This is a genomic window from Vannielia litorea, from assembly GCF_019801175.1.
Lineage (GTDB): Bacteria > Pseudomonadota > Alphaproteobacteria > Rhodobacterales > Rhodobacteraceae > Vannielia > Vannielia litorea_B.
On sequence record NZ_JAHVJR010000001.1, the window covers coordinates 2003991 to 2028479 of the forward strand.

A 24489-nucleotide genomic window follows, 5' to 3' on the forward strand; every position below is an offset into this window, starting at 1 on the left:
ATCCGCCAGCGGGATCACACCAGCGCCGGGTTCACCTGAATGTCGTGGTCGATGACAAGCGTGCCCTCGCCCAGCGTGTACACATCGTAGCTCTCACCCTCGATCACCCGCGTCTCCCCCGTCGCCGTGGCGCCGCTGGCGTGGATGATGTCGTCATTGCCGCCATGGATGGTCAGCTCATTGGTAAAGCTCGACAGCCCCGCCAGTTGCTCCGGGGTGATCGTCAGCTCGGCCTCCGAGGCGAACTGGAGGTCTACCGCCTGAATGTCGAACTGCCCGAGGCCGGGGTTGGTGAGGTTCACCACCGAGTTGCCCGGTTCTTCCATCACAAAGAGCGTGCCCGCGTGGTTGCCCGCCGCATCGGTCGAGGTGACGACAAGGTGCGAACCGGTCGGGATCGCCTCGTTGAAGTCAAAGATCAGCTCGCCCCATTCCTCATCGATCTCCAGATCGTAGGAAACGGTGCTCACGTTGCCATTGGCATCGATCCGCTGAACCTCGGTGATGTCGTCATTGATCGCGGTGCCAATGTCACGCACCCCGGTCCCGCCCTGACTGAAGCTCAGGATCACCGGCGCATCCGGGTTCTCGGTATCCACTGCAACCGTGGTGCTCTCGGTCCGGGTGTTGCCCGCCGCATCCGTGGCGACCACCGTGGCCATGCTCTCGTACTCGCCTGCCGGGATCTCGCCCGTGGCAAAGGCCACCGTCCAGTTGCCCGCCGCATCGACCGTCGCCGCATGGGTGGTGCCCTCGAAGCTGACGATCACGCTGGAGCCCGCCTCGACCGTACCGGTGAAGGTCACGCCCTGCGCCTGCTCCGCCGCGTTGACCGTGTCGTCACCCGCCACCGTGCCGATGGTCAGCGGCTCCACGTAGGTGTCGATCTGCACCGCGTCGTTGATCGCTGCGCGGTTGCCCGCCGGATCGGTCGCCACAGCGGTGATCTGCGCGGCGTAATCGCCATCGGGCACCTCGCCGGGCGCGAAGCTGGTGAACCACGTTCCATCCGCCAGAACCACCGCCTGATGGGTCACGCCCGCCAGCGACACCGCCACCGTGCTGCCCGGCTCCACCGTGCCCGAAAGCTGGATGCCGGTGCCGTATTCGACCGCGTTCACGATGTCATCAACCGCAATCGGCCCGTCCAGCGTGAGGCTGGTGATCCGGTCCACCTCGATGCTGCCCGTCGCCAGCGCCTGATTGCCCGCCATGTCGGTCGCGGTGACAGAAACGCTCGCCACCGTCTCCCCCGCCGGGATGTCGCCGGGCTGGAAGGTGACCTGCCAGTTGCCATCGCCCGCCACCATTGCCGGGCGGGTCACCCCCGCGAATGTCACCTGAACCACGGCCCCCGGCTCTCCGGTCCCGGTCAGGACAAAGCCGTTCAGCGCCTCTTCGGCGTTGATGATCCCGTCACCCTCGACCTGCGTGTTCACGCTCACCGCCGTCTGGGTGTCGATCCGCACCACATCCGTCGCGGTCGAGCTGTTGCCCGCCCGGTCGGTCGCGGTCACCGTCACCGGCGCATCATAGGTGCCCGGCACGATCTGCCCGCCGCTGAAGGTCGCGGACCAGCTGCCATCAGCAGCCACCACGGCGGGAACGGCAAAGCCGCCCATCTGCACCAGCACCGTCGATCCCGGCTCGGTGGTGCCCGTCAGCGTGATGCCCGTTCCGGCCTCCGCTTCGTTCACAACATCATCCGCCGTCACCGGCGCGCCCGAGATCGCCACCCAGCCCTGCGTATCCACCTCCACGGTGGTCGCCGCGCTCGAGGTGTTGCCATTGGCCGAAACCGCCGTGGCGCTCACGTTCATCTCGTATTCACCGGCAGGGAAGGCCTGCGGCGGAAAGGTCACCACCCATCCGCCCGCGACATCCACCACGGCGTTGTAATTCTGCCCGTTCATGCCGATCGTCACCGCCGAGCCCGGCAGCGTGGTGCCGCTCATCGAGATCGGCTGACCGGACTCGAGCGCATTCACGATGTCATCCGCTGTCACCGGCGCGCCGGAAAATTCGACAAAGCCCAGCGTGTCCACCACGAGGCTGCCGCCCGCCGTCGCCGTGTTGCCTGCCGCGTCCGTGGCCGTCACGGTGATGGCAGAGGTATAGTCCCCCTCGGCAATCTGCGCAGGCGTCAGCGCAAGGCTCCACGCGCCATTGGCACCCACCGTCGCGGCATATACCGCCTGACCGATCTGCACCTCTACCGCGTTGCCCGGCTGGGTCGTGCCGGTCAGCGTCAGGCCACCATCGCGGTCGCTCGCGTTTATCACCCCATCAGCGCCCGCATAGCCCGGATCGAGGGTCACATGGGTCACCGTGTCCACCGTCCAGCTCCCGCTGGCAGTCGTCACATTGCCATATCCATCGGTCGCCGTGGCGGTCAGAACCGCCTCGTATTCTCCGCTGAACGTGCCGGGGGCAAAACTCACGCTCCAGCTGCCATCCCCGGCCACTGTGGCCGGGTAGTCCTGCCCGCCGAAGCTGACAACCACGCTCGACCCCGGCTGCGTCGTGCCGGTAAAGCTGATGCTCTGGCCCGCCTCCGCGCCGTTGATCGTGTAATCCCCGCCAAAGTTGAGGTCATCGAAGGCCACCGCGCCAAGGGTATCGACCACCAGCACATCGCCATAGGTCGCGGAGTTGCCTACCGCATCCACCGCGTAAACGCTGATATCGGCCTCGTATTCCCCCTCGGGGGCGGCATCGGGGCCAAAGGTGACCTCCCAGGTGCCGCTCTCGCCCACGGTGATCTCGGTGGCCACGCCGCCCACCGTCACAACAAGCACCGCGCCCGGCTCAGAGGTGCCGGTCACCACCACGCCCTCGGCATGGTCCTCGCCGTTGAAGGCATCCCCGGTCGATTGAACGCCGGAGGTAAAACTCACATCCGGGGGCACGGTGTCGATCAGCACATCCGGGCCGGTCAGCACAACCTCGTCGCCGCCCTGATCGGTGGTGACCACCTCCACCACGTAGCTGCCATCCTCGGGCAGCGTGTCGCCGGTGAAGATCACCTCCCAGCCGCCATCCTCGCCCACGGTCACGACTTGGGTCACATCGCCCGCCGTCACCGTCACATCCTCGCCCGGCACGCCGGTGCCGGTCACCGGGAAGCCCGGCTCCGGGTCATCGTCGCCGCCGAGCACCCAGTCGCCTGGATCGACGGTCACATCATACACCGGGCCACCGCCCCCGCCGCCGCCGTCACCGCCACCAACGCCGGTGATAACACCGCCCACGCCGATCAGGCCGGGCACGATCCCGCCGCCCATACCACCGATGCCAAAGAGGCCGGTGTCAAACTGGGCGGCCATGACCTCCGGCTCGTCGTAATGGATCAGCTCGTCGCTCGGGCTCCATTTGCCCCAGGTCGCCTCGCGCTGATACAGCGCATACATCTCGTCATCGGCACCCTGGCTCAGCTCCACCGCCACCAGCTCGCCGCCCTTGGAGAGATACAGCGCGTTCTCGCCGTCAAAGTAGCCCGCCAGCCGGATCGCCGAGCCATCGGCGAGCGCGATCACCAGATCATCGCCGTCGCGCGTGTAGGACGAGATATCCGCCGAGGTGAGATGCAGCGAAACCTGCTGCCCGTTGCCCACGTTCAACCGCGTGCCGACCCCATCCTCACCAAAACTGCCATTGGAAACGTTGCCCGCGAGATCGCGGACCACAAAATTGATCGCCTGCATCGTAACCGCCATTTATCAGCCCGGCATCTTTTTGCGCCGGTGCGTTTTATAGAAAACTGCCCAATATCTTGTTGATCAGGCGTAACTCACCACTCTGCCTGCCAGATATACAGAATGATTCGAAAAAACAAAGCGGAAAATGGCCGATCGCCGAGCGGATCACCCTTGGGTTGAAAAATCCAGCAACCCCAAGATGTTGTATGCGATTTGCATGAATTGGCACCGGGGCAAAGACCGCCCTTTCGGGCCGCATCGGCACGCCAACCGGCCTGTTTTCGCCAGTCTGCACCCGCCATTCTCCGGCAAAGGTCAAGCCATCCTGTGGCGGAAATCCCTACCCCAGCGCCGCCTTCACCCGCGCGGCAAAATCCTCGCCGCGCTTCTCGAAGCTGTCGTATTGGTCAAAGCTCGCCGCAGCCGGTGCCAGCAGCACAACCTCGCCCGGCTGCGCCTCTTCCACCGCCCGCGCCACGGCCCGCTCCATCGTGCCGCAGACCTCGGCCTCCACGCCGGACCCGAGCCGCATGGCAAAGCCCTCGGCCTCGCGCCCGATCACATAGGCCTTCACCACATTGGCCAGCCCCGCGTGCAGCCCCTCCAGCCCGCCTTCCTTCTCCAGCCCGCCGCAGATCCAACGTATGCCCGAAAAAGCCGCCAGCGCCTTGGCCGCGCTGTCCACATTCGTCGCCTTGCTGTCGTTGACGTAAACCACGCCCCCCGCCTCGGCGATCCGCTGCGAGCGGTGCGGCAGCCCGGCAAAGCTCCTGAACGCGCGTTCAATTTCCTTCGGCCCCAGCCCCAGCGTCCTGCAAGCCGCATAGGCCGCGCAGGCGTTCTGGTGGTTGTGCGCCCCCGGCAGCCCCGGAATATCCCGCAGATCGACCGAGGCCACCTGCCGCCCCTTGCGCCACTCCGCCAAAAACCCCTTGCGTGCAAACACCGTCCAGCCCGCGCCTGCCAGCTTCTGCCCGCTGCTGACCCGGATCACCCGGTCATCTCCCGGCCCCTCGGCCATCTGCCCGGCAAGGTAGCGCCCCTCCGGCTCGTCCACGCCAATCACCGCCCGGTCCGGCCCGCCCTCCGCAAAGAGCCGCCGCTTCGCCGCGAAGTAGCCGCCATAGCCGCCGTGCCGGTCAAGGTGATCGGGGCTCAGATTGGTGAACACCGCCACATCCGGCGTCAGCGCCCGCGCCAGATCGGTCTGGTAGCTCGACAGCTCCAGCACCACCACACCGCCATCGCCCGCAGGCTCGATATCCAGCACCCCGCGCCCGATATTGCCCGCCAGTTGCGCCTCGCGCCCCGCCTCGGTGAGAATGTGATGGATCAGCGCCGAGGTCGTGCTCTTCCCGTTCGAGCCAGTCACCGCCACCACCTTCGGCGCCACGTCGAACCGGTCCCACTCCCCGGTGGCGAACGACCGGAAGAACAGCCCGATGTCATTGTCCACCGGCACCCCCTCCGCCATCGCCGCGGCAATCGCGGCATGTGGCGCGGGGTAAAGGTGCGGAATGCCGGGCGAGGTCACAAGGCAGGCCACGCCCTCGAAGGCACCGGGCTTCGACAGGTCGCGCAGCGCGATCCCTTCGGCCTCCGCCGCCGCCCGCCCGCTCTCGCCATCGTCCCAGCCGATCACCTCAGCGCCGCCCGCGGCCAATGCCCGTGCCGCCGTCAGGCCAGACCGCCCCAGCCCCAGCACCGCCACCGTGGCTCCATCAAACCCGCGCACAGGGATCATCGCACCGCCTCCAAAAGCCTTCGCTCCTGCCTACATCCAAGCGCACCCGCCCGCAATCGCGCCCGGCCCGCTGCATTTTCTTGCTGAAAATATCTCACCCCAACCGCACCACCCGCGCACCATCCGATCAGGCGCGCAACGGCGCAACTCGGGCGGGGTGGCGGCGCGGGGTGTGTGCCTCTCGCACGTCGCTGGCGCGACATGCTGCCGGCCGGTGCCCGCTTCGCGGACCTCGTTGGCGGGAGCGCCGCCACCCCGCCCCTCACCACTCGATCGGCAGCTTCCGCCTAAAGAACCCGCCCGTCGGCCCGTCCTCGCTGAGCGTCGCCAGCCAGATCGCCGTCTCGGCGGCCTCCTCGGGCGATGTCGTCGCCTGCGGCCCGCCCATCCGCGTGCGCACCCAACCCGGGTCCATCGCGTTCACCTTCACGCAGTCCGGCAGGTCGCGCGGCAGGGCGCAGGTCAGCGCGTTCAGCGCCGCCTTGGCCACCCCGTAGCCGTTCGGCCCCTGCATCCCCTGCGCAAAGCTGCCATAGCCTGACGAAAGGTTCACGATCCGCCCCCAGCCCCGCAGCGCCATGCCCGGCACCAGGGCCCGCATCAGCAGGAACGGCGCCTCCACCATCACCTGCAGCGACTCGAACAGCCCCTCGGGGTTCTCGAAGAGCGAGCCCTGCGGAAACACGCCTGCGTTGTTCACCAGAATGTCGAAGGGCTCGCCATGCAGCAGCGAGAGCATGTCATCCGGCTCCCGCAGGTCCATCACGAAGAGGTCCGCGCCAAGCCTGTCCGCCGCCGCCTCTCCCTCCGCCTCGTCCCGGCAGCCGATCACCACCTCATGGCCGCGGGCAATCAGCCCCTCGGCGATGGCATAGCCGATCCCCCGGTTGCCGCCCGTCACGAGCGCCCGCCGGATGATCCCGTCACCGCTCACCGGATTTTCAGCGTCGCCAGACCGATCAGCGCGAGGATCAGCGAGATGATCCAGAACCGGATCACGATCTGCGGCTCGGCCCAGCCGCGCTTCTCGAAGTGGTGGTGTACCGGCGCCATCAGGAACACCCGCTTGCCGGTCCGCTTGAAGTAGAGCACCTGAATGATCACCGAGAGCGCCTCGGCCACAAAGATGCCGCCCACGATCGCCAGCACGATCTCGTGCTTGGTCACCACCGCAATCGCCCCCAGCGCGCCGCCCAGCGCGAGCGATCCGGTGTCGCCCATGAACACCGCCGCCGGCGGCGCGTTGTACCACAAAAAGCCAAGCCCCCCGCCGATCAGCCCGGCGCAGAAGATCAGCAACTCGCCCGAGCCGGGCACGTAATGCACGTCGAGATATTCAGTAAAGTCGACCCGCCCCACCGCATAGGCGATCACCCCCAGCGTGCCCGCCGCGATCATCACCGGCATGATAGCCAGCCCGTCGAGCCCGTCTGTCAGGTTCACCGCATTGGCTGCGCCGACGATCACGATCATCGAGAACGGCACAAAGAAGATGCCGAGGTTCAGCAGCACATCCTTGAACACCGGCAGCGCCAGCTGCCCGGTCAGCTCCGCCGGATGAAACCACGCCGCCGCCGTCCCCGCCGCCGCGGCGATCAGCAGGCCAAGGCCAAAGCGCACCTTGCCCGAAACGCCCTTGGTGTTCTGTTTGCTCACCTTCGCATAGTCGTCGGCAAAGCCGATGAGGCCAAAGGAGATCGTCACCAGCAGCACGATCCAGACATAGGGGTTGTCGAGCCGCGCACAGAGCAGGGTCGAAAGCGTCAGCGCCGAGAGGATCAAGAGGCCGCCCATCGTGGGCGTGCCCGCCTTGGTCAGCATGTGGCTCTCGGGGCCGTCATCCCGAATGGGCTGCCCGCCCTTCTGCCGCTTGCGCAGCATGTTGATCAGCGGCCGCCCAAAGAGGAACCCGAAGACCAGAGCGGTAAAAAACGCAGCCCCGGCCCGGAAGGTGATGTAGCGGAACAGGTTGAACGCCCCACCCCCGTCGCCAAGCTCTGCCAGCCAATAGAGCATGCCCCTGCCCCTCTCGTTCGTTGTTAATTCGGGCCGACTTGGCCCATTTTCCGTATCGCGTCAACAACGCGGGCCAGCCCGGTGCCGAGCGACGCCTTGACCAGCACCACATCGCCCGCATCCACCAGCCGCGAGACCTCCTTGGCCATCGCAGCACCATCCGGCGCGTGGTGTCCGCGCTGATCTTCGGGCAGCGCATCATGCAGCGCCTGAGCGAGCGGGCCGACGGTGTGAACCGTGTGGATCTGCTCCATCGCCTCCAGCCCCGCAAGCGCCGCGTGCAGGTCCTTCTCGCCCTTGCCCAGTTCGAGCATGTCGCCAATCACGGCGATGCGGCGGCCCTTGCGCACCCGCCCGATGCCATCGCGCGGCTCGGTGGTGGCAAGCATCTCCAGCGAGGCCGCCATCGAGGCCGGGTTGGCGTTGTAGCTGTCGTCGAAGAGGGTCAAAAAGCCCCCCGCCCGCGCCGGATCGGTGGTGATCTCCTCCCGCGCGCCGCGCCCCTCATAGGGGGTCCATTTGGTCAGGTCCGCGGTGGCAAGCCCGGTGTCGGCCCCCAGCGCCTGCGCCACCGCCAGCGCGCCGAGCGCGTTCATCGCAAAATGGGTGCCGGGCGTGGTCAGCTTGAACATCGCAGGCTGGTCGCCCAGCCGAGCCTCCGCCACCGTCTGCCCTTCGCTCAGCACCACCTTGCCGAGGCCAAACTCGCCGCTTTGCCCGAAGGTGACGATCTTCGCCCCCGCCGCCTCCGCCGCCGCGCGCAGGATCGGCGTGGTGCCAAGGTCGCCATTGATCACCGCCACGCCGCCCGGCTCCAGCCCCTCGAAGATGCTGGCCTTCTCCCGCGCGATCCCCTCCAGCGAGCCGAAGGCCGCCATATGCGCCGGGGCCACCGTGGTGATCATCGCCACATCGGGCCGCGCCATCCGTGCCAGCGGGGCGATTTCGCCGGGGTTGCTCATGCCGATCTCGATCACGGCAAAATCGGTGTCCACCGGCATCCGCGCCAGCGTCAACGGCACGCCCCAGTGGTTGTTGAAGCTCTTTTCGGCGGCATGCACCTTGCCCTGACGGCTCAGGATCGAGCGGAGCATCTCCTTGGTCGAGGTCTTGCCAACCGAGCCGGTCACTCCGGCCACTTTCGCCCGGCTCCGTGCCCGCCCCGCCCGGCCAAGCGCCTCCAATCCTTCCAGCACATCTGCCACGATCAGCAGCGGCGCGTCTTCGCAGCCCTCGGGCACGTGGGTGACGAGCGCCGCGCAGGCGCCCTTGGCCAGCGCATCAGCGACAAAGTCATGCCCGTCGCGCACATCCTTCAAGGCAATGAACAGCTCGCCCGGCGAGATGCTCCGGCTGTCGATTGAAAGGCCCCTGGCTTCCCAATCGCCTCTCGCCTCGCCGCCGGTGGCCGCTGCGGCATCCGCCGCCGTCCACAAGGCGCTCATGTCATCTGCCCGTCGAGGGCGGCCACGGCCACAGAGGCCTGCTCGACGTCATCAAACGGGAACACATCGTCCCCCACAATCTGCCCGGTCTCATGCCCCTTGCCCGCAATGAGCAGCGCATCCCCCGGCCCCAGCGCATCGACCCCCCGCAGGATCGCCTCGGCCCGGTCGCCCACCTCGGTGGCCTCCGGGTCGGCTTGCAGAATTGCTGCACGAATGCTGGCCGGATCCTCGGATCTTGGGTTGTCGTCTGTCACAAATCGAACATCGGCATGCTCGCGCGCCGCCTCGCCCATCAGCGGGCGCTTGCCGGTGTCGCGGTCGCCGCCCGCGCCGTAAACCACCACCAGCTTGCCCATCACATGGGGTCGCAGCGCCTTCAGCGCGGTCTCCAAGGCATCGGGCGTGTGGGCATAGTCAACGAAGACCGCCGCGCCATTGTCGCGGGTCGCGGCAAGCTGCATCCGCCCCCGCACGGTCGTAAGCTGCGGCAGCGCGTTGAACACCTCCACCGGGTCCGAGCCGCTGGCAATGCAGAGGCCCGCCGCCACCATCACGTTCTCGGCCTGAAAGCCCCCGATCAGCCCCAGCCGCACCTGCCGCGGCGTGCCCTCGTGCAAGAACCGCAAGTCCTGCCCCGTGGCATCAAACCGCTGGCCGACGATCGCCAGCTCGTAATCCTCGTCATGCCCCACCCGCAGCACCGCATGGCCCGCCGCCTCGGCGCGGTCGGCCATTTCCGGGCCGCGCGGGTCTTCCATGTTGATCACCGCCGGCGCATCCTCGCCCAGCACCCGGTCGAAGAGCCGCGCCTTGGCGTCAAAATAGGCCTCGAAGGTCGCGTGATAATCCAGATGATCCTGGCTGAAGTTGGTGAACCCCGCCGCCGCCAGCCGCACGCCATCCAGCCGCCGCTGCTCCAGCCCGTGCGAGCTGGCTTCCATCGCGGCATGGGTCACGCCCTCCTCCACCGAGAGCGCCAGCGCCCGGTGCAGGGTGATCGGCTCGGGCGTGGTGTGCTTCAGCGGATACTCCCATGCGCCCTCCACGCCGGTGGTGCCAAGGTTCACCGCGCTCAGCCCCATCGCCATCCAGATCTGCCGGGTAAAGCTCGCCACCGAGGTTTTGCCGTTGGTGCCGGTCACCGCCACCATCACATCGGGCTGGGCGCCGAACCACAGCGCCGCGGCCATCGCCAGCGCGCCCCTCGGGTCTTCGGTGACCACCAGCGCCACGTCGAACTTCGCCAATTCCGCAGCGGCTAGCTGCGCGCCCTCGGCATCGGTCAGCACCGCCTTCGCGCCCATGCGCAGCGCATAGCCCACGAACTCCGCGCCATGCACCCGGCTCCCCGGCAGGGCGGCAAAGAGCGCGCCCTCCTGCACATCGCGGCTGTCCACGGCCAGCCCGGTCACCCGCGCCTCGGCGCCATGCTGGGCGGTCAGCCCGAGCTCTGCCAGCGATCTTACTTTTGCCCTGTCGCTCATCGCCGGCTGCCCCTTCTCGCTGGCTTAGTTCGAGGCCCTTACTATCGCAGCTTCGACCCCCGGTTCAACGCTTGGGCGCAGGCCCAGAAGTGGCGCGACGCGGCGGATCATCTCTGCCGTCACCGGCACCGCCGTCCAGCCCGCCGTGCGGCGCGGCGTGGGGCCGGTCAGCTCCACCGGCTCGTCGAGGCTGACGACCAGCACGTATTTCGGGTCATGCGCCGGGAAGACCGTGGCGAAGGTCGCGATCACCTTGTCTTTATAATAGCCGCCGCGCGGCTTGGGCTTGTCGGCGGTCCCGGTCTTGCCGCCCACCGCATAGCCCTCCACTTCGCCAAAGCTCGCGGTGCCCTCGGTCACCACCTTGCGCAGCATCACCCGGCTGCGCTCGGAGGTGCGCTCGCTCACCACACGCGGGCCGGCCTTGGGGGCGCTCTGCTTCACCAGTGTCGGATAAACCCGCGTGCCGCCGTTGAGCAGCGAGGCATAACCGGTCGCCAGATGCAGCGGGCTGGCCGAGAGGCCGTGGCCATAGCTGATGGTCATGGTCGAAATCTCCGACCAATTCGGCGGCAGCAGCGGCTTGCCCGTGGGCGCCTCCACCATCTCCACCGGGGTCGGCTCCAAAAAGCCGAGGCTGTCGAGAAACTCGCGCTGCCGCTTGGCGCCAATGTCCATCGCCAGCCGCGCGGTGCCGATGTTCGAGCTCTTCACGATGATCTTGGTGACGCTCAACTCGTTGCCGTAGTTGTGAAAATCCCGAATGCGGTGGCGGCCCCACGTCAGCGGCCCCTTGGTGTTGATCACCGTCTCCGGGTTCACCAGCCCCAACTCCATCGCCTGCGCGGCGGCAAAGATCTTGAAGGTAGAGCCCAGCTCGTAGACCCCCTGCACCGACCGGTTGAACAGCGGGCTGTCGCTCTGGTCGCCGCTGGTCAGCGGGCGCGGGCGGTTGTTGGGGTCAAAGTCCGGCAGGCTCGCCATCGCGATGATCTCGCCGCTATGGGCCTCCATCAGCACCGCGCTGGCGCCCTTGGCGTTCATCAGCTTCATGCCGCCATAAAGCACCTCTTCTGTCACCGCCTGCACGGTGAGGTCGAGCGTCAGCTCCAGCGGTTTGCCGGCGCGGGCCGGATCGCGCAGCAACTCGTCGAACTGCTTTTCAACGCCCGCCACGCCGACCACCTCGGCACTATGCACTCCCTCGCGGCCAAAGCTCGCGCCGCCCAGGATATGCGCGGCCAGCTTGCCGTTGGGATAAAGCCGCATCTCGCGCGGGCCAAACAGCAGGCCCGGCTCGCCGATGTCATGCACCGCCTGCATCTGCTCGGGGCTGATCTTCTTTTTCACCCAGACAAACTTGCGCTTGCCGGTGAACTGCCGCTTCAGCTTCTCCACGTCCAGATCGGGGAAGATCTTCGCCAGCTCCTCGGCGGCGCGCTCCTTTTCCACCATCAGCGGCGGCTGGGCATAAAGACTGTGGGTCGAGAGGTTGGTCGCCAGCACCCGCCCCTGCCGGTCGACAATGTCGGCCCGGCTGGCGCTGATCAGCTCGGCCACGCCGCCGCTGGTCGGCTCGGCGGGCACCGAAGCGGCAAGGTGCCCCATCCGGGCACCGATCACCACGAAGGCACAAAAGAAGCAGACGCCCAGCACAAACAGCCGCCCCTCGGCGCGAAACCGCAGCTTGTCGCGCTGCGCCTCATGCCGCAGGCGCAGGTTCTCGCGCTCGATGCAATCTGGGTTCTGCCCGCTCTGACGGGCGGCAATCACACGGGCCAGCGGGCGCAGGGGCGTGCGGGTCATGGCTGTTGCTCCTCGTTCTCACCATCTTCTAGTGTGCCGCTGATCTCCACCGGGTCGGTGATCGGCGGCAGCTCCTCTGCCGGAAAGCCCACCTGGTCCACCCGGCCGAATTGCTCGGCGCCAAAGGGCAGCAGGCCAAGGCGAGTAAAGTTCAGCTCCGCCAGCTCTGTCAGCCGCTCGGGCCGGTTCAGATAGGCCCACTCCGCCCGCAGCATGGCGCGGGTGTCGTAAAGCGTGCGGATCTCGCCGCGCAGCTTGGCCATATCCTTCTGGGCTTTCTGGGTCTGGTAGTTCTCGTGATAGGCCCAAAAGGCCAGCCCCATCACCGCCAGCGCCGAGATGACATAGAAGAAGCCTCGCATCGCCCCTTACCCTTTCCACCAATGTTTCGGGCCCGGCAGGCCCATCTGTGCCCGGTCCACCGCGCCGCCCAACTCGGCCGTGCGCCGCGCCATGCGCAGCTTGGCCGAACGGGCGCGCGGGTTGGCCGCCACTTCCTCGTCGCTCGGCCCCACGGCCTTGCGCGTGATCTGCTCAAACGGCGCGGGCGCCTCCTCGACTTCGGGCGCATAGCGGTTGCCACGCGGGGCCGCGCCGGAGCGGGCCGCAAGGTAGCGCTTCACCACCCGATCCTCGAGCGAATGAAAGGTCACCACCGCCAGCACGCCGCCCTCGCCCAGCAGCCCCTCGGCCGCCTCCAGCCCCGCGATCAGCTCGCCGAATTCGTCATTCACCGCGATCCGGAGCCCTTGAAACGTGCGCGTCGCCGGATGCACCTGCCCCGGCTTCGGGCGCGGCAGGCAGTTCGAAACCACCTCCGCCAACTCCAGCGTCCGGGTGAACGGCCGCGCCTTCACGATCGCCCGCGCAATCCTCCGCGCCGCCCGTTCTTCGCCGTAAAAATGAATGATATCGGCCAGATGGCCCTCGTCGCCCTCGTTCACCAGATCGGCGGCGCTCGGCCCCTCGCTGGCCATCCGCATATCGAGCGGCCCGTCCTTCATGAAGGAAAAGCCCCGCTCCGCCTGATCGAGTTGCATCGACGAGACGCCCAGATCGAGCACAACGCCCTCCACCGGCCCCTCGATCAACTCGCCCATCTGCGAAAACTGGCCACGCAGCACATCCAGTCGCCCGTCATATTCGGCGATCATCGGCTCGGCACCCTCGATGGCGCTCGGGTCACGGTCGATCCCGGTCACCCGTTCGGCGCCGGCATCCAGCAACCGCCGTGTGTAGCCGCCCGCGCCAAAGGTGCCATCCACCCAATGGCCAAGCACCGGCGCGGCCCCTGCGATCAACGGATCAATGAGAACAGGAACGTGGGGCGGCCCGGCGGGCTGATCTGGCGAAAGGCTTTCGGCCGCCGCCATCGCTCAACCCTCTTCCTGAACGCTGTCGAGCAGCTCCAGCGGGTCGAAGTCCTCGCCCATCTCGTCAAGCCACTCTTCATCATCGACGCCATGCACGTCGTCATAGGTCTCCGGCTTCCAGATCTGAAAGCTGTCGCCGGTGGCGATAAAGAAGGCTTCTTTGTCGAGCCCGATCTTCTCGCGGAGCTTGGCAGGCAGCACCAGCCGCCCGGTGTCGTCAACCTGCGTCGGCAGCGACATCCCCGAGTAGAGCCGCTCCAGATAGCGCCGCTGCTTGGTGCCGCGCGGCATCCGGGCGATCCGGTCGTCGATGTCGTTGATCGCGTTGACGGTGTAGCACTTGAGGTGATCCTGGCGATGGTCGCCGTAAACGATCACGAGGTTGGGGCTGTCGCCCTCGGAGCAATCGGGGTCTTCAGCGGCCAGAACATGGCGAAACAGGGCGGGGATACTCACCCTGCCCTTCGTGTCCACCTTGTGGTGGCTCTCGCCTCTGAACCTGCGACCCAAGCTGTCGCTCCTTCACTGTCCCGCGGGCCCGTCGGCCCGAAAATCGGCCCCAAAATGAAAACGGCGGATTGAGCTGCTGCCATGTGCCCAATCCGCCGCCCTCGTCCCATTTCTGGGTGTCCGGCTGCGCGCGCCACCTGGGGGGGATGTCTGCTCGCTCGCGCGCCGGATCTCTTCGTTCGATGAAAGCGGGTGCCTGTATGAAGTCTGCCTGACTTTGGGAGTTTGCGATCTTGCGTCGCTTTGTGTTCCCGTCTTCATCTGCCATTAGGTATGGCATGGGAAATCATGGGAGGCAATACCACTTTGCCCCCTCACTCCGGAATTCGGCACCAGTAATGCCCCGCCGGTTCCACCCGATCACAGGAATTTCAGCCAATTCACGGAATTTATGGTGAGGAAATGGGAGAGCGGCACTAAATCTGGTATTCCGCGGGGACGCAGAAAAGTCCCCCAATTTCCCAAAAAAACTTCCCGCGCAGCCCCAATTAGCCCCTCAAAGCCCCCAAGACCACCGCCAATTCACGCCCCAAACCTCGGAATCCGCCCCATCACGCCCCCGCGATTCGTCGCGATTCCGGCGTAAAAGCGAGTCAGTCCCATAAAGTCCCATGCCTCGTGCCATGCCGTCCCACGGGTGGGGCCATTTCCCATCGCGCGCCATTCTCGGACCCGCAACGCACCCGCCCGACCAAAGGACACTGCACAAAACAAAACGGGCGGCCCAAAAGCCGCCCGCCGCAATTCCCCCTCACCCCCGGGCACAGCCCTTCAGGCATTCACCCCATGCCGCCTTCCACCAGCCCCCGCGCCAACGCCGCGTATGCCTCGGCCGCAGCGCCCTCGCCTGCGGCCACCGGCACACCGCTGTCACCGCCCAGCCGGGTCTCCAGTTCCAGCGGCAGTTGCGCCAGCAGTGGCACGCCAAGGCTCGTCGCCTCCGCCGCCACGCCGCCGTGGCCGAACAGATGCGCCTCATGCCCGCAATTCGGACATATATAAGTAGTCATGTTCTCGATCAGCCCCAGCACCGGGGTCTTCAGCTTGCCGAACATGTCGATCGCCTTGCGCGCATCGATCAGCGCCACATCCTGCGGCGTGCTCACCACAACGGCCCCCGTGATCGGGTAGCGCTGGCAGAGCGTAAGCTGCACGTCTCCCGTGCCCGGCGGCAGATCGACAATAAGCACATCCAGCTCGCCCCATTCCACCTGGGTCATCATCTGCTGGAGCGCGCCCATCAGCATCGGCCCGCGCCAGATCACCGCCTGACCCTCCTCCAGCATCAACCCGATCGACATGAAGGTAACCCCATGCGCCGTGAGCGGCAGGATCTTCTCGCCATCGGGGCTCGCGGGCCGCTTGGCATTGCCCATCATCCGGGGCTGGGAGGGGCCGTATATATCGGCATCCAGCAGGCCCACCTTCCGGCCCTGCCGGGCCAGCGCCACGGCGAGGTTGGCCGACACCGTGCTCTTGCCCACGCCGCCCTTGCCCGAGCCCACCGCAATGATCCGCTTCACGCCCGGCACCGCCTGAGGGCCGGCCTGCGGCGTGGGATGGCGCCCCACTTTCAGGCTCGGCGGCTGCTGACCGCCCGGCGCAGGCACCTGCCGCGGGGCCGAAGGCGCGTTGCTATGCGCCGTAAGCAGGGCTGAAACAGAGGTGACTCCCTCTACCGCCAGAACCGCCGCTTTTGCAGCCTCGAGAATCGGCTCCATCCGCGATGCTGCGGCTGCATCCGGCGCTTCGATGACAAACTTCACCTCGCCACTGTCGCCAGTCTGCAACGCGCGAATCATGTCGCGAGATACAAGATCGCCGCCGTCCGCAAGTCCCACCTTTGTCAAAGCGGTTTGGATTTCGCCTTTTTCTACAGGCATCTCGCCCCTTTCACATTTTCCGGCGACCCCCAAAGTGACGCCGCGTCATTTTCTTTACCGCCCAAAATTTAGCCTTAACGCGCTGAAACTCCACCAAATTCACCTATTCACTCCGTGCATAGCCGCGTTGCAGCAAAAGCCCTTTTCGCAGGTGCAGCAAAACCCTAATTTGGTCTCAAGCAACAGGGCACAGAACGAGCCCGCTCACAGGTACGACTACTTAAGGACCAGCCACCATGGCTTACGCAACCGCTCATAACACCGCGCACACCGGTATCCTTGGCCGCATCGAGGCTTTCATCGAAGCCCGTCGCGAGGCCGCTGCCAAGCGCCGCGTCTACCGTCAGACGCTCCGTGAACTTCAGGCCCTGACCAGCCGCGATCTTGCCGACCTCGGCATCGCGCCCTCCAACCTCCGGTCGGTTGCCTACCAGGCCGCCTACGGCGCCTGACCCAAGATAGCGGAGAGCCCTCTCCTCCTCCCTGGGCTTTCCGTTCTGGCGGCGACACCACCCTCCTCCCGGTGTCGCCGCCGCAAACCTCCGGTTAACCGGAGCGAGATATAGAGATCAGAACGTCCGTCCTCCTCCCTGGGCGTTCTGTGACAAGGCGGCGATGCTCACCTCCTCCCGAGCATCGCCGCCACCCAAAGTTTCGGTCTCCGAGCCCTCTCCTCCTCCCTGGGCCGTGAGACCAGCGGCAGCCCACCTCCTCCCGGGCAGGCCGCACCCAATTCGGTTTCGGTCCGCCCGACCTCCTCCCTGGGCGCCCGAGATCGGCGGTGATCTCACCTCCTCCCGAGGTCACCGCCCCAGTTACGGTTTCGGAGCGCCCTCTCCTCCTCCCTGGGCCTTCGAGATCCGGTGATGGCCCACCTCCTCCCGGGTTCATCACCACCCAATACGGTTTCGAGGCGCCCTCTCCTCCTCCCTGGGCCCTCGGGATCCGGCGGCAGCCCACCTCCTCCCGGGCATGTCGCCACCCAATTCGGTTTCGGACGGCCCGTCCTCCTCCCTGGGCCACCCGAGATTGGCGGCGACCTCACCTCCTCCCGAGGTCGCCGCCACCCAAGTTCGGTTTCGGAGCGCCCTCTCCTCCTCCCTGGGCCTCCGGGATCCGGCGGCAGCCCACCTCCTCCCGGGCATGTCGCCACCCAATTCGGTTTCGGCCCGCCCGTCCTCCTCCCTGGGCAGCCGGAAGCATAGGGGCGGCGCCTCACCTCCTCCCGAGGCAGCCGCCCCACCCTTCCTTCGGGTCGGGATCCAGAATTCAGGCGCCCGTCCTCCTCCCTGGGCGATCTGATATCGGCGGCGATGCTCACCTCCTCCCGAGCATCGCCGCTTTTCATTTCCGCCTCCGCCCTACATGGTCGCCCCAACCAAGGAGGCCCCCATGCGCATTCTCTTCACCGGCGGCTCCGGCAAGGCCGGCCGTCACGCCACCCGCTACCTGATCGAGCAAGGCCACCGGGTTCTGAACGTCGATCAAACCCCGTCTGATGTGGAGGGCGTCTTCAACCGCATCGCCGACATCACCGATCTCGGCGCCATGCACGATGCCATGCAGGCCTATGCCGATTTCGACGAGCTGGAGCCCGGCACCGGCGTCCCGTCCTTCGACGCCGTGGTGCATTTCGCCGCCGTCCCCCGGATCATGGTCACCGGCGATGCCGAGTGCTTCCGCGTCAACACGCTGGGCACCTACAACGTCATCGACACCGCGCTCAAAGCCGGGGTCCGCAAGGTGATCTTCGCCAGTTCCGAAACCACCTATGGCGTCTGCTTTGCCGATGGCGAGCGCAAGCCCGAGTATATCCCGGTCGACGAGGCCCACCCCACGGAACCCGAAGACAGCTACGCCATGTCGAAAGTCGTGAACGAGGCCACCGCCCGCAGCTTCCAGCGGCGCTCCGGGGCCGACATCTACGGCCTGCGCATCAACAACGTGATCGAGCCGCATGAATACGCCACGATGTTCCCCAGCTTCATCGACGCCCCCGAAAAGCGCCGCCGCAACATCTTCGCCTATATCGACGCCCGCGATCTCGGCCATATGGTCGACTGCTGCCTGAAGACCGACGGCCTCGGCTACGAGGTCTTCAACGTCGCGAATGACACTCACTCCGTCTCCGCCCCCACGCAGGAGCTGATCGACTGCTTCTACCAAGGCGTAGAGCAGAAGCGCGAGATGGGCGCGCACGAGACCTTCTACACCAACGAGAAGGCCAAACGGCTGGTCGGTTTCTCCCCCAAACATGATTGGCGCGACGAACTGTAGGTCGGGACCCTTCCCGACTCATCTCCGCTCAACGCGCAACCGGACCCGACCCGCCACCGTACGCTGCATTAGTTAACGTGGCCCCGCCCACACGTGCGTATGCATGGAATGTGCATCGGTTGTGCATCACTTGTGCATCGGGTCCGGCGCAGGGTTAACGGCCTTTTGTAACCCCACCGAACGGTCAGAACGGGATGTCATCCGCCGCGCTCGCCGCCGGCACCACGAACTTGGCCACGACCTTCTTCACACCCGCTTTTTCAAAAGCGATTTCAAGCTTGTCGCCCTCGATCCCGGTGATCGCGCCATAGCCGAATTTCTGGTGGAACACCCGCTCACCGACCGAGTGCGACGAGACCGCCTCGGCGTCGATCACCATGTTCCGGCTCTCCTTCGGCTGGCTCACCCCCCGCACCTGCGCCCGCGCCTGCAAGCGCTTCCAGCCAGGCGAGTTGTAGCCATCCGCGCGGGCCGCATCCTCATGTAATGTCGAGCGAATTTCGCCTCCGCCCGTGCCGCCCATCCCGGCCCCGGCGGCCGCGCCATAGCCCCCGCCATAGAGCCCCGGAGGCGTCAGAACCTCCACATGCTCGCCCGGCAACTCGTCGATAAACCGGCTCGGCAAGGCGCTCTGCCACTGGCCATAGATCCGCCGGTTTCCGGCAAAGGAAATGGTGCAAAGCTCCTCGGCCCGGGTGATCCCCACATAGGCCAGCCGCCGTTCCTCCTCGAGCCCCTTTACCCCGCTCTCATCCATGCTCCGCTGGCTCGGAAACAGCCCGTCCTCCCAACCCGGAAGGAACACCGCCGGAAACTCCAGCCCCTTCGCCGCATGCAGCGTCATGATAGACACCTTCGGCCCGTCCTCCTCGCTCTCATTGTCCATGATGAGCGCGACGTGCTCCAGAAAACCCTGCAAATTCTCAAAGGATTCCAGTGCCTTCACCAGTTCCTTCAGGTTCTCCAGCCGCCCCGGCGCCTCAGGCGTCTTGTCGTTCTGCCACATGTCGGTGTAGCCGGATTCCTCCAAAATCTGCTCGGCCAGCTCGATGTGATCGCCGTCATCCAGCGCCCCGCCGTGCCACCGCCCAAAGCCCTCCAAGAGCGCCCCAAGCTGCCCCTTGGCCTTGCCCGTCAGCTCGCCCGATGCCACCAGAATCCGCGCGCCCTCGAACAGCGAAACCCCGTTCGCCCGCGCCGCCCGCTGCATCTTCTGGATCGCCTTCTCGCCCAGCCCCCGCTTGGGCACATTGACGATCCGCTCGAACGCCAGGTCATCATCGGGCGAGACAGCCACACGGAAGTAGGCCATCGCATCGCGGATCTCCATCCGCTCATAAAACCTTGGCCCACCGATCACCTTGTAGGGCAAGCCGATGGTCAAAAAACGGTCTTCAAACGCCCGCATCTGGTGCGAGGCCCGCACCAGAATTGCACATTCATTCAAGCCGACAGGCCGCATCCCCCGAGTGCCGCCGCCCATCGCCTCAAGCTCGTCACCGATCCAGCGGGCCTCTTCCTCGCCGTCCCAATGGCCGATGAGGCGCACCTTCTCGCCCTCCTCGGCCTCGGTCCAAAGCTCCTTGCCGAGCCGCCCCTTGTTGGCGGCAATCACCCCGGCCGCCGCGCCCAGAATATGCGGCGTCGAGCGGTAGTTCTGCTCCAGCCGCACCACATGCGCGCCCGGAAAATCCTTTTCAAACCGCAGGATATTGCCCACCTCGGCGCCCCGCCAACCATAGATCGACTGGTCGTCGTCGCCCACGCAGCAGATGTTCTTGTGCCCCTGCGCCAGCAGCCGCAGCCACAGATACTGCGCCACGTTGGTATCCTGGTACTCGTCCACGAGGATGTATTTGAACCAGCGCTGATACTGCGCCAGCACGTCCTCGTGGGTCTGGAAAATCGTGACCATGTGCAGCAGCAGATCGCCGAAATCCACGGCGTTCAGCGTCTTGAGCCGCGCCTGGTATTCCCGGTAGATCGCCACACCCTTGTGGTCGTAAGCCCCGGCCTCCGAGGTCGGCACCTTGTCGGGCGTCAGCGCCTTGTTCTTCCATTGGTCGATGATCCCCGCGAGCATCCGCGCGGGCCAGCGCTTGTCATCGATATTGGCCGCCGCGACGAGCTGTTTAAGAAGCCTTAACTGATCATCGGTATCAAGGATGGTGAAGTTGCTCTTGAGCCCCACTAGTTCGGCATGGCGGCGCAAAAGCTTCACGCAGATCGCGTGAAAGGTGCCAAGCCACGGCATTCCTTCCACCGCCTGCCCCATCAGGCCCGCCACGCGGTCCTTCATTTCGCGGGCGGCCTTGTTGGTGAAGGTCACCGCGAGAATTTCGTTTGGTCGCGCCCGCTGCGTCAGCAGCAGGTGCGCGATCCGCGTGGTCAGCGCCTTGGTCTTGCCCGTGCCGGCCCCGGCGAGCATAAGCACCGGGCCGTCGAGCTGCTCGACAGCCTCGCGTTGCGCCGGGTTCAGCCCGTCAAGATAGGGCGCGGGTCGGGCGGCCACTGCCTGCTGTGACAGGCTCAGGGGCCGATCTGGCTCGATACTGCTCATGCGCAAAACCATATCGCGTTGCGCCCCTGAGGGAAAGAGCGTGTTCACCTTGCGTTCCGCCGCAAACCCGCTCTGGCAAATCTGCAGCTTCTGCATTGCAGCATCCCCCCTTTCACTTCTGTGAAATCTCCGTAACAATCATCCCTGCTGCAATGCAGAAGAACGGGGAGAACCATGGCCGAATTCAACAAGATCCTGATCGCGAACCGGGGCGAAATCGCCATCCGGATCATGCGGGCGGCCAACGAGCTGGGCAAAAAGACGGTCGCCGTCTACGCCGAAGAAGACAAGCTCGGCCTCCATCGTTTCAAGGCCGATGAGGCCTATCGCATCGGCGAAGGCCTCGGTCCCGTGGCCGCTTATCTCTCCATCGAAGAGATGATCCGCGTCGCCAAGATGAGCGGCGCCGACGCGATTCACCCGGGCTACGGGCTGCTCTCCGAGAACCCCCAATTCGTCGATGCCTGCGAGGAAAACGGCATCAAGTTCATCGGCCCCAAGGCTGAAACCATGCGCAAGCTGGGTGACAAGGCCAGCGCCCGCAAGGTCGCCATCGAGGCCGGTGTGCCGGTTATTCCGGCGACTGAGGTGCTGGGCGACGACATGGAAGCCATCGCCAAGGAAGCCGAGGAAATCGGTTATCCGCTGATGCTGAAGGCCAGCTGGGGCGGCGGCGGCCGGGGCATGCGCCCGATCAACAAGCCTTCGGAACTGAAGGAAAAAATTCTCGAAGGCCGCCGCGAGGCCGAGGCCGCCTTCGGTAACGGCGAAGGCTATCTGGAAAAGATGATCACCCGCGCCCGCCACGTCGAGGTGCAGATTCTCGGCGACAGCATGGGCAACATCTACCACCTTTGGGAGCGCGACTGTTCGGTGCAGCGCCGCAACCAGAAAGTGGTCGAGCGGGCCCCCGCTCCCTACCTCTCCGAGGCCCAGCGCGAAGATCTCTGCAATCTCGGCAAGAAGATCTGCGAGCATGTGAATTATGAGTGCGCGGGCACGGTCGAGTTCCTGATGGACATGGAGACCGGCAAGTTCTACTTCATCGAGGTGAACCCGCGCGTGCAGGTCGAGCATACGGTCACCGAGGAAGTGACGGGCATCGACATCGTGCAGGCCCAGATCAAGATCGCCGAAGGCAAATCGCTGATCGAGGCCACCGGCACCGCATCGCAATACGACGTGCGGCTCAACGGCCACGCGCTGCAGTGCCGCGTGACCACCGAAGACCCGCTCAACAACTTCATCCCCGACTATGGCCGCCTCACCGCCTACCGCTCCGCCACCGGCATGGGCATCCGGCTCGATGGCGGCACCGCCTACGCCGGCGGGGTCATTACCCGCTACTACGACTCCCTGCTCACCAAAGTCACCGCCTGGGCGCCCACCCCCGAAGCCGCCATCGCCCGGATGGATCGCGCCCTGCGCGAGTTCCGCATCCGCGGCGTTTCCACCAACATCGCCTTCGTCGAGAACCTGCTGAAGCACCCCACCTTCACCGGCAACACCTACCACACCAAGTTCATCGACGAGACGCCGGAACTCTTTGATTTCAAACGCCGCCGTGACCGCGCCACCAAGATCCTGCGCTACATCGCCGACATCACCGTGAACGGCCACCCGGAGACGGCAGGTCGCCCGAGGCCCGCAGAAGCCAAGCCACCCAAGGCGCCCGCCAGCCGGGTGAAGGCCCCGGCGGCGGGCACGCTGAACATCCTGCAGGAGAAGGGCCCTAAGGCGGTGGCCGATTGGATGAAGGCGCAGAAACAGCTCCTCATCACTGACACCACCATGCGCGACGGCCACCAGTCGTTGCTCGCCACCCGCATGCGCTCGATCGACATGATCCGCGTCGCCCCGGCCTATGCCGCCAACCTGCCGCAGCTCTTCTCCGTGGAGTGCTGGGGCGGCGCCACCTTCGACGTGGCCTATCGCTTCCTGCAGGAATGCCCCTGGCAGCGCCTGCGCGACATTCGCGCCGCCATGCCCAACATCATGACGCAGATGCTCCTGCGCGCCTCCAACGGCGTGGGCTACACCAACTACCCCGACAACGTGGTGGAGAGCTTCGTGAAGCAGGCCGCCCAGTCCGGTGTCGATGTGTTTCGCGTCTTCGACTCGCTCAACTGGGTTGAGAACATGCGCGTCGCGATGGATGCCGTTGGCGAGAGCGGCAAGATCATCGAGGGCACCGTCTGCTACACCGGCAACGTGCTGGACCCGGAGCGCGCCAAGTATGACGTGAAGTACTACGTTGATATGGCGAAAGAATTGGAGAAGGCCGGGGCGCATGTGCTCGGCCTCAAGGACATGGCCGGGCTGCTCAAACCCGCCGCCGCCAAGGTGCTGATCCCGGCGCTGAAGGATGCGGTCGACATCCCGATCCACTTCCACACCCACGACACCGCCGGCATCGCCTGCGGCACCATCCTCGCCGCCGCCGAGGCGGGCGTGGATGCGGTGGATTGCGCGATGGATGCGCTCTCCGGCAACACCTCTCAAGCCACCCTCGGCACCGTCGTGGAGGCCCTGCAATACACCGACCGTGACACCGGGCTCGACATCGGCGCGATCCGCGAGATCTCCGACTACTGGGAGAGCGTGCGTGCCCATTACGCCGCCTTCGAGAGCGGCCTGCAGGCGCCCGCCTCAGAGGTCTACCTGCACGAGATGCCCGGCGGCCAGTTCACCAACCTCAAGGCGCAGGCCCGCTCGATGGGGCTGGAGGAGCGTTGGCACGAGGTCGCTCAGATGTATGCCGACGTGAACCAGATGTTCGGCGATATCGTGAAGGTTACTCCCTCTTCCAAGGTGGTGGGCGACATGGCGCTTATGATGGTGTCCCAAGGGCTTACCCGCTCCGATGTCGAAGATCCCAAGCGCGAGGTCGCCTTCCCTGACTCGGTGATCGACATGATGAAAGGCAACCTCGGCCTGCCCCCTGGCGGCTGGCCCGAGGCCATTCAAAAGAAAGTGCTGAAAGGCGAGAAGCCCCTTACCGAGCGGGCTGGTAAATCGATGAAGCCGATTGATCTGGAAGCCACCCGCAAGGAGGCCTCCGAGAAGCTGGGCTTCGATCTGGATGACGAGGATCTCAACGGCTACCTGATGTATCCCAAGGTCTTTTCCGACTATGCCGCACGGCATGAGGAATACGGTCCCGTCCGCACCCTGCCGACCGATACGTTCTTCTATGGCATGGAGCCGGGCGACGAGATCAGCGTTGAGATCGACCCGGGCAAGACGCTCGAAATCCGCATGTCGGCCCAGGGTGAGACCAACGAAGAGGGCATCGCCCGCGTGTTCTTCGAGCTCAACGGCCAGCCCCGCACGGTGCGCATTCCCGACCGCCGGGTGACGGCGGCGGTGCAGGCCCGCCCCAAGGCGGAACTCGGCAACGAAAACCACATCGGCGCCCCCATGCCCGGCTCCGTGGCCTCCGTTGGCGTGACCGCGGGCCAGAAGGTCAGTGCGGGCGACCTGCTACTGACCATCGAGGCGATGAAGATGGAGACCGGCCTCCACGCCGAGCGCGATGCGACGGTCAAGGCCATCCACATCGCCCCCGGCGACCAGATCGACGCCAAGGATCTGCTGGTCGAGTTGGAGTAAAGGCGCGCCACCTTCGCCACCGCCGGGCCAATGCCCCCGGCGGTGCGTTTTGCCGCAAGATATGCTATGTTTTCCCGA

The 24489-nt window shown here is 65.8% G+C and carries 15 protein-coding genes; 3 read left to right on the top strand and 12 right to left on the bottom strand.

The window, feature by feature from the left end; genetic code table 11:
• Positions 1-14: 14 nt before the first annotated feature.
• From KUV38_RS09790 to KUV38_RS09840, 11 genes are all read right to left on the bottom strand, one after another.
• Positions 15-3704, bottom strand: a complete 3690-nt coding sequence (locus KUV38_RS09790) for an Ig-like domain-containing protein (protein ID WP_222469866.1) — start codon at positions 3702-3704, stop codon at positions 15-17.
• A 334-nt stretch (positions 3705-4038) separates the two neighbouring features.
• Positions 4039-5442 (bottom strand): UDP-N-acetylmuramoyl-L-alanine--D-glutamate ligase, encoded by a 1404-nt coding sequence (gene murD / locus KUV38_RS09795; protein ID WP_222469867.1) that lies wholly within the window; start codon positions 5440-5442, stop codon positions 4039-4041.
• Between the two features lie 262 nt (positions 5443-5704).
• Positions 5705-6376: an SDR family NAD(P)-dependent oxidoreductase gene (locus tag KUV38_RS09800; protein WP_222469868.1), complete on the bottom strand. Its 672-nt coding sequence runs from the start codon at positions 6374-6376 to the stop codon at positions 5705-5707.
• Positions 6373-7458, bottom strand: a complete 1086-nt coding sequence (gene mraY / locus KUV38_RS09805) for a phospho-N-acetylmuramoyl-pentapeptide-transferase (RefSeq protein ID WP_222469869.1) — start codon at positions 7456-7458, stop codon at positions 6373-6375. Before mraY ends, KUV38_RS09800 begins: the two co-directional genes overlap by 4 nt.
• A gap of 23 nt (positions 7459-7481) precedes the next feature.
• Positions 7482-8903 (bottom strand): UDP-N-acetylmuramoyl-tripeptide--D-alanyl-D-alanine ligase, encoded by a 1422-nt coding sequence (gene murF / locus KUV38_RS09810; protein WP_222469870.1) that lies wholly within the window; start codon positions 8901-8903, stop codon positions 7482-7484.
• A complete protein-coding gene (locus KUV38_RS09815; protein ID WP_222469871.1) occupies positions 8900-10390 on the bottom strand; it encodes a UDP-N-acetylmuramoyl-L-alanyl-D-glutamate--2,6-diaminopimelate ligase in 1491 nt (496 codons plus the stop codon). Before KUV38_RS09815 ends, murF begins: the two co-directional genes overlap by 4 nt.
• A gap of 24 nt (positions 10391-10414) precedes the next feature.
• Positions 10415-12196: a peptidoglycan D,D-transpeptidase FtsI family protein gene (locus KUV38_RS09820; RefSeq protein WP_222469872.1), complete on the bottom strand. Its 1782-nt coding sequence runs from the start codon at positions 12194-12196 to the stop codon at positions 10415-10417.
• Complete coding sequence (locus KUV38_RS09825) at positions 12193-12558, bottom strand: cell division protein FtsL (RefSeq protein ID WP_222469873.1); 366 nt, start codon at positions 12556-12558, stop codon at positions 12193-12195. Before KUV38_RS09825 ends, KUV38_RS09820 begins: the two co-directional genes overlap by 4 nt.
• A gap of 6 nt (positions 12559-12564) precedes the next feature.
• Positions 12565-13569: a 16S rRNA (cytosine(1402)-N(4))-methyltransferase RsmH gene (gene rsmH, locus KUV38_RS09830; protein ID WP_222469874.1), complete on the bottom strand. Its 1005-nt coding sequence runs from the start codon at positions 13567-13569 to the stop codon at positions 12565-12567.
• Positions 13570-13572: 3 nt separating this feature from the next.
• Positions 13573-14079 carry a division/cell wall cluster transcriptional repressor MraZ gene (gene mraZ / locus KUV38_RS09835; RefSeq protein WP_222469875.1) on the bottom strand — a complete coding sequence of 169 codons (507 nt, stop codon included), beginning with the start codon at positions 14077-14079 and terminating at the stop codon, positions 13573-13575.
• Between the two features lie 779 nt (positions 14080-14858).
• Positions 14859-15962 carry an Mrp/NBP35 family ATP-binding protein gene (locus KUV38_RS09840; protein ID WP_222469876.1) on the bottom strand — a complete coding sequence of 368 codons (1104 nt, stop codon included), beginning with the start codon at positions 15960-15962 and terminating at the stop codon, positions 14859-14861.
• A gap of 236 nt (positions 15963-16198) precedes the next feature.
• Between KUV38_RS09840 and KUV38_RS09845 the strand changes: the two genes are divergently transcribed.
• On the top strand, positions 16199-16414 hold the full coding sequence (locus KUV38_RS09845) for a DUF1127 domain-containing protein (RefSeq protein WP_222469877.1): 216 nt from the start codon (positions 16199-16201) through the stop codon (positions 16412-16414).
• Between the two features lie 940 nt (positions 16415-17354).
• Positions 17355-18239, top strand: a complete 885-nt coding sequence (locus KUV38_RS09850; protein WP_222469878.1) for an NAD-dependent epimerase/dehydratase family protein — start codon at positions 17355-17357, stop codon at positions 18237-18239.
• Between the two features lie 184 nt (positions 18240-18423).
• Here KUV38_RS09850 and KUV38_RS09855 read toward each other — a convergent pair whose 3' ends face one another.
• On the bottom strand, positions 18424-20799 hold the full coding sequence (locus tag KUV38_RS09855; RefSeq protein ID WP_222469879.1) for an ATP-dependent helicase: 2376 nt from the start codon (positions 20797-20799) through the stop codon (positions 18424-18426).
• Positions 20800-20973: 174 nt separating this feature from the next.
• On the opposite strand from KUV38_RS09855, the gene KUV38_RS09860 reads away from it, so the two are divergent.
• Positions 20974-24411 carry a pyruvate carboxylase gene (locus tag KUV38_RS09860; protein ID WP_222469880.1) on the top strand — a complete coding sequence of 1146 codons (3438 nt, stop codon included), beginning with the start codon at positions 20974-20976 and terminating at the stop codon, positions 24409-24411.
• Positions 24412-24489: the final 78 nt, after the last annotated feature.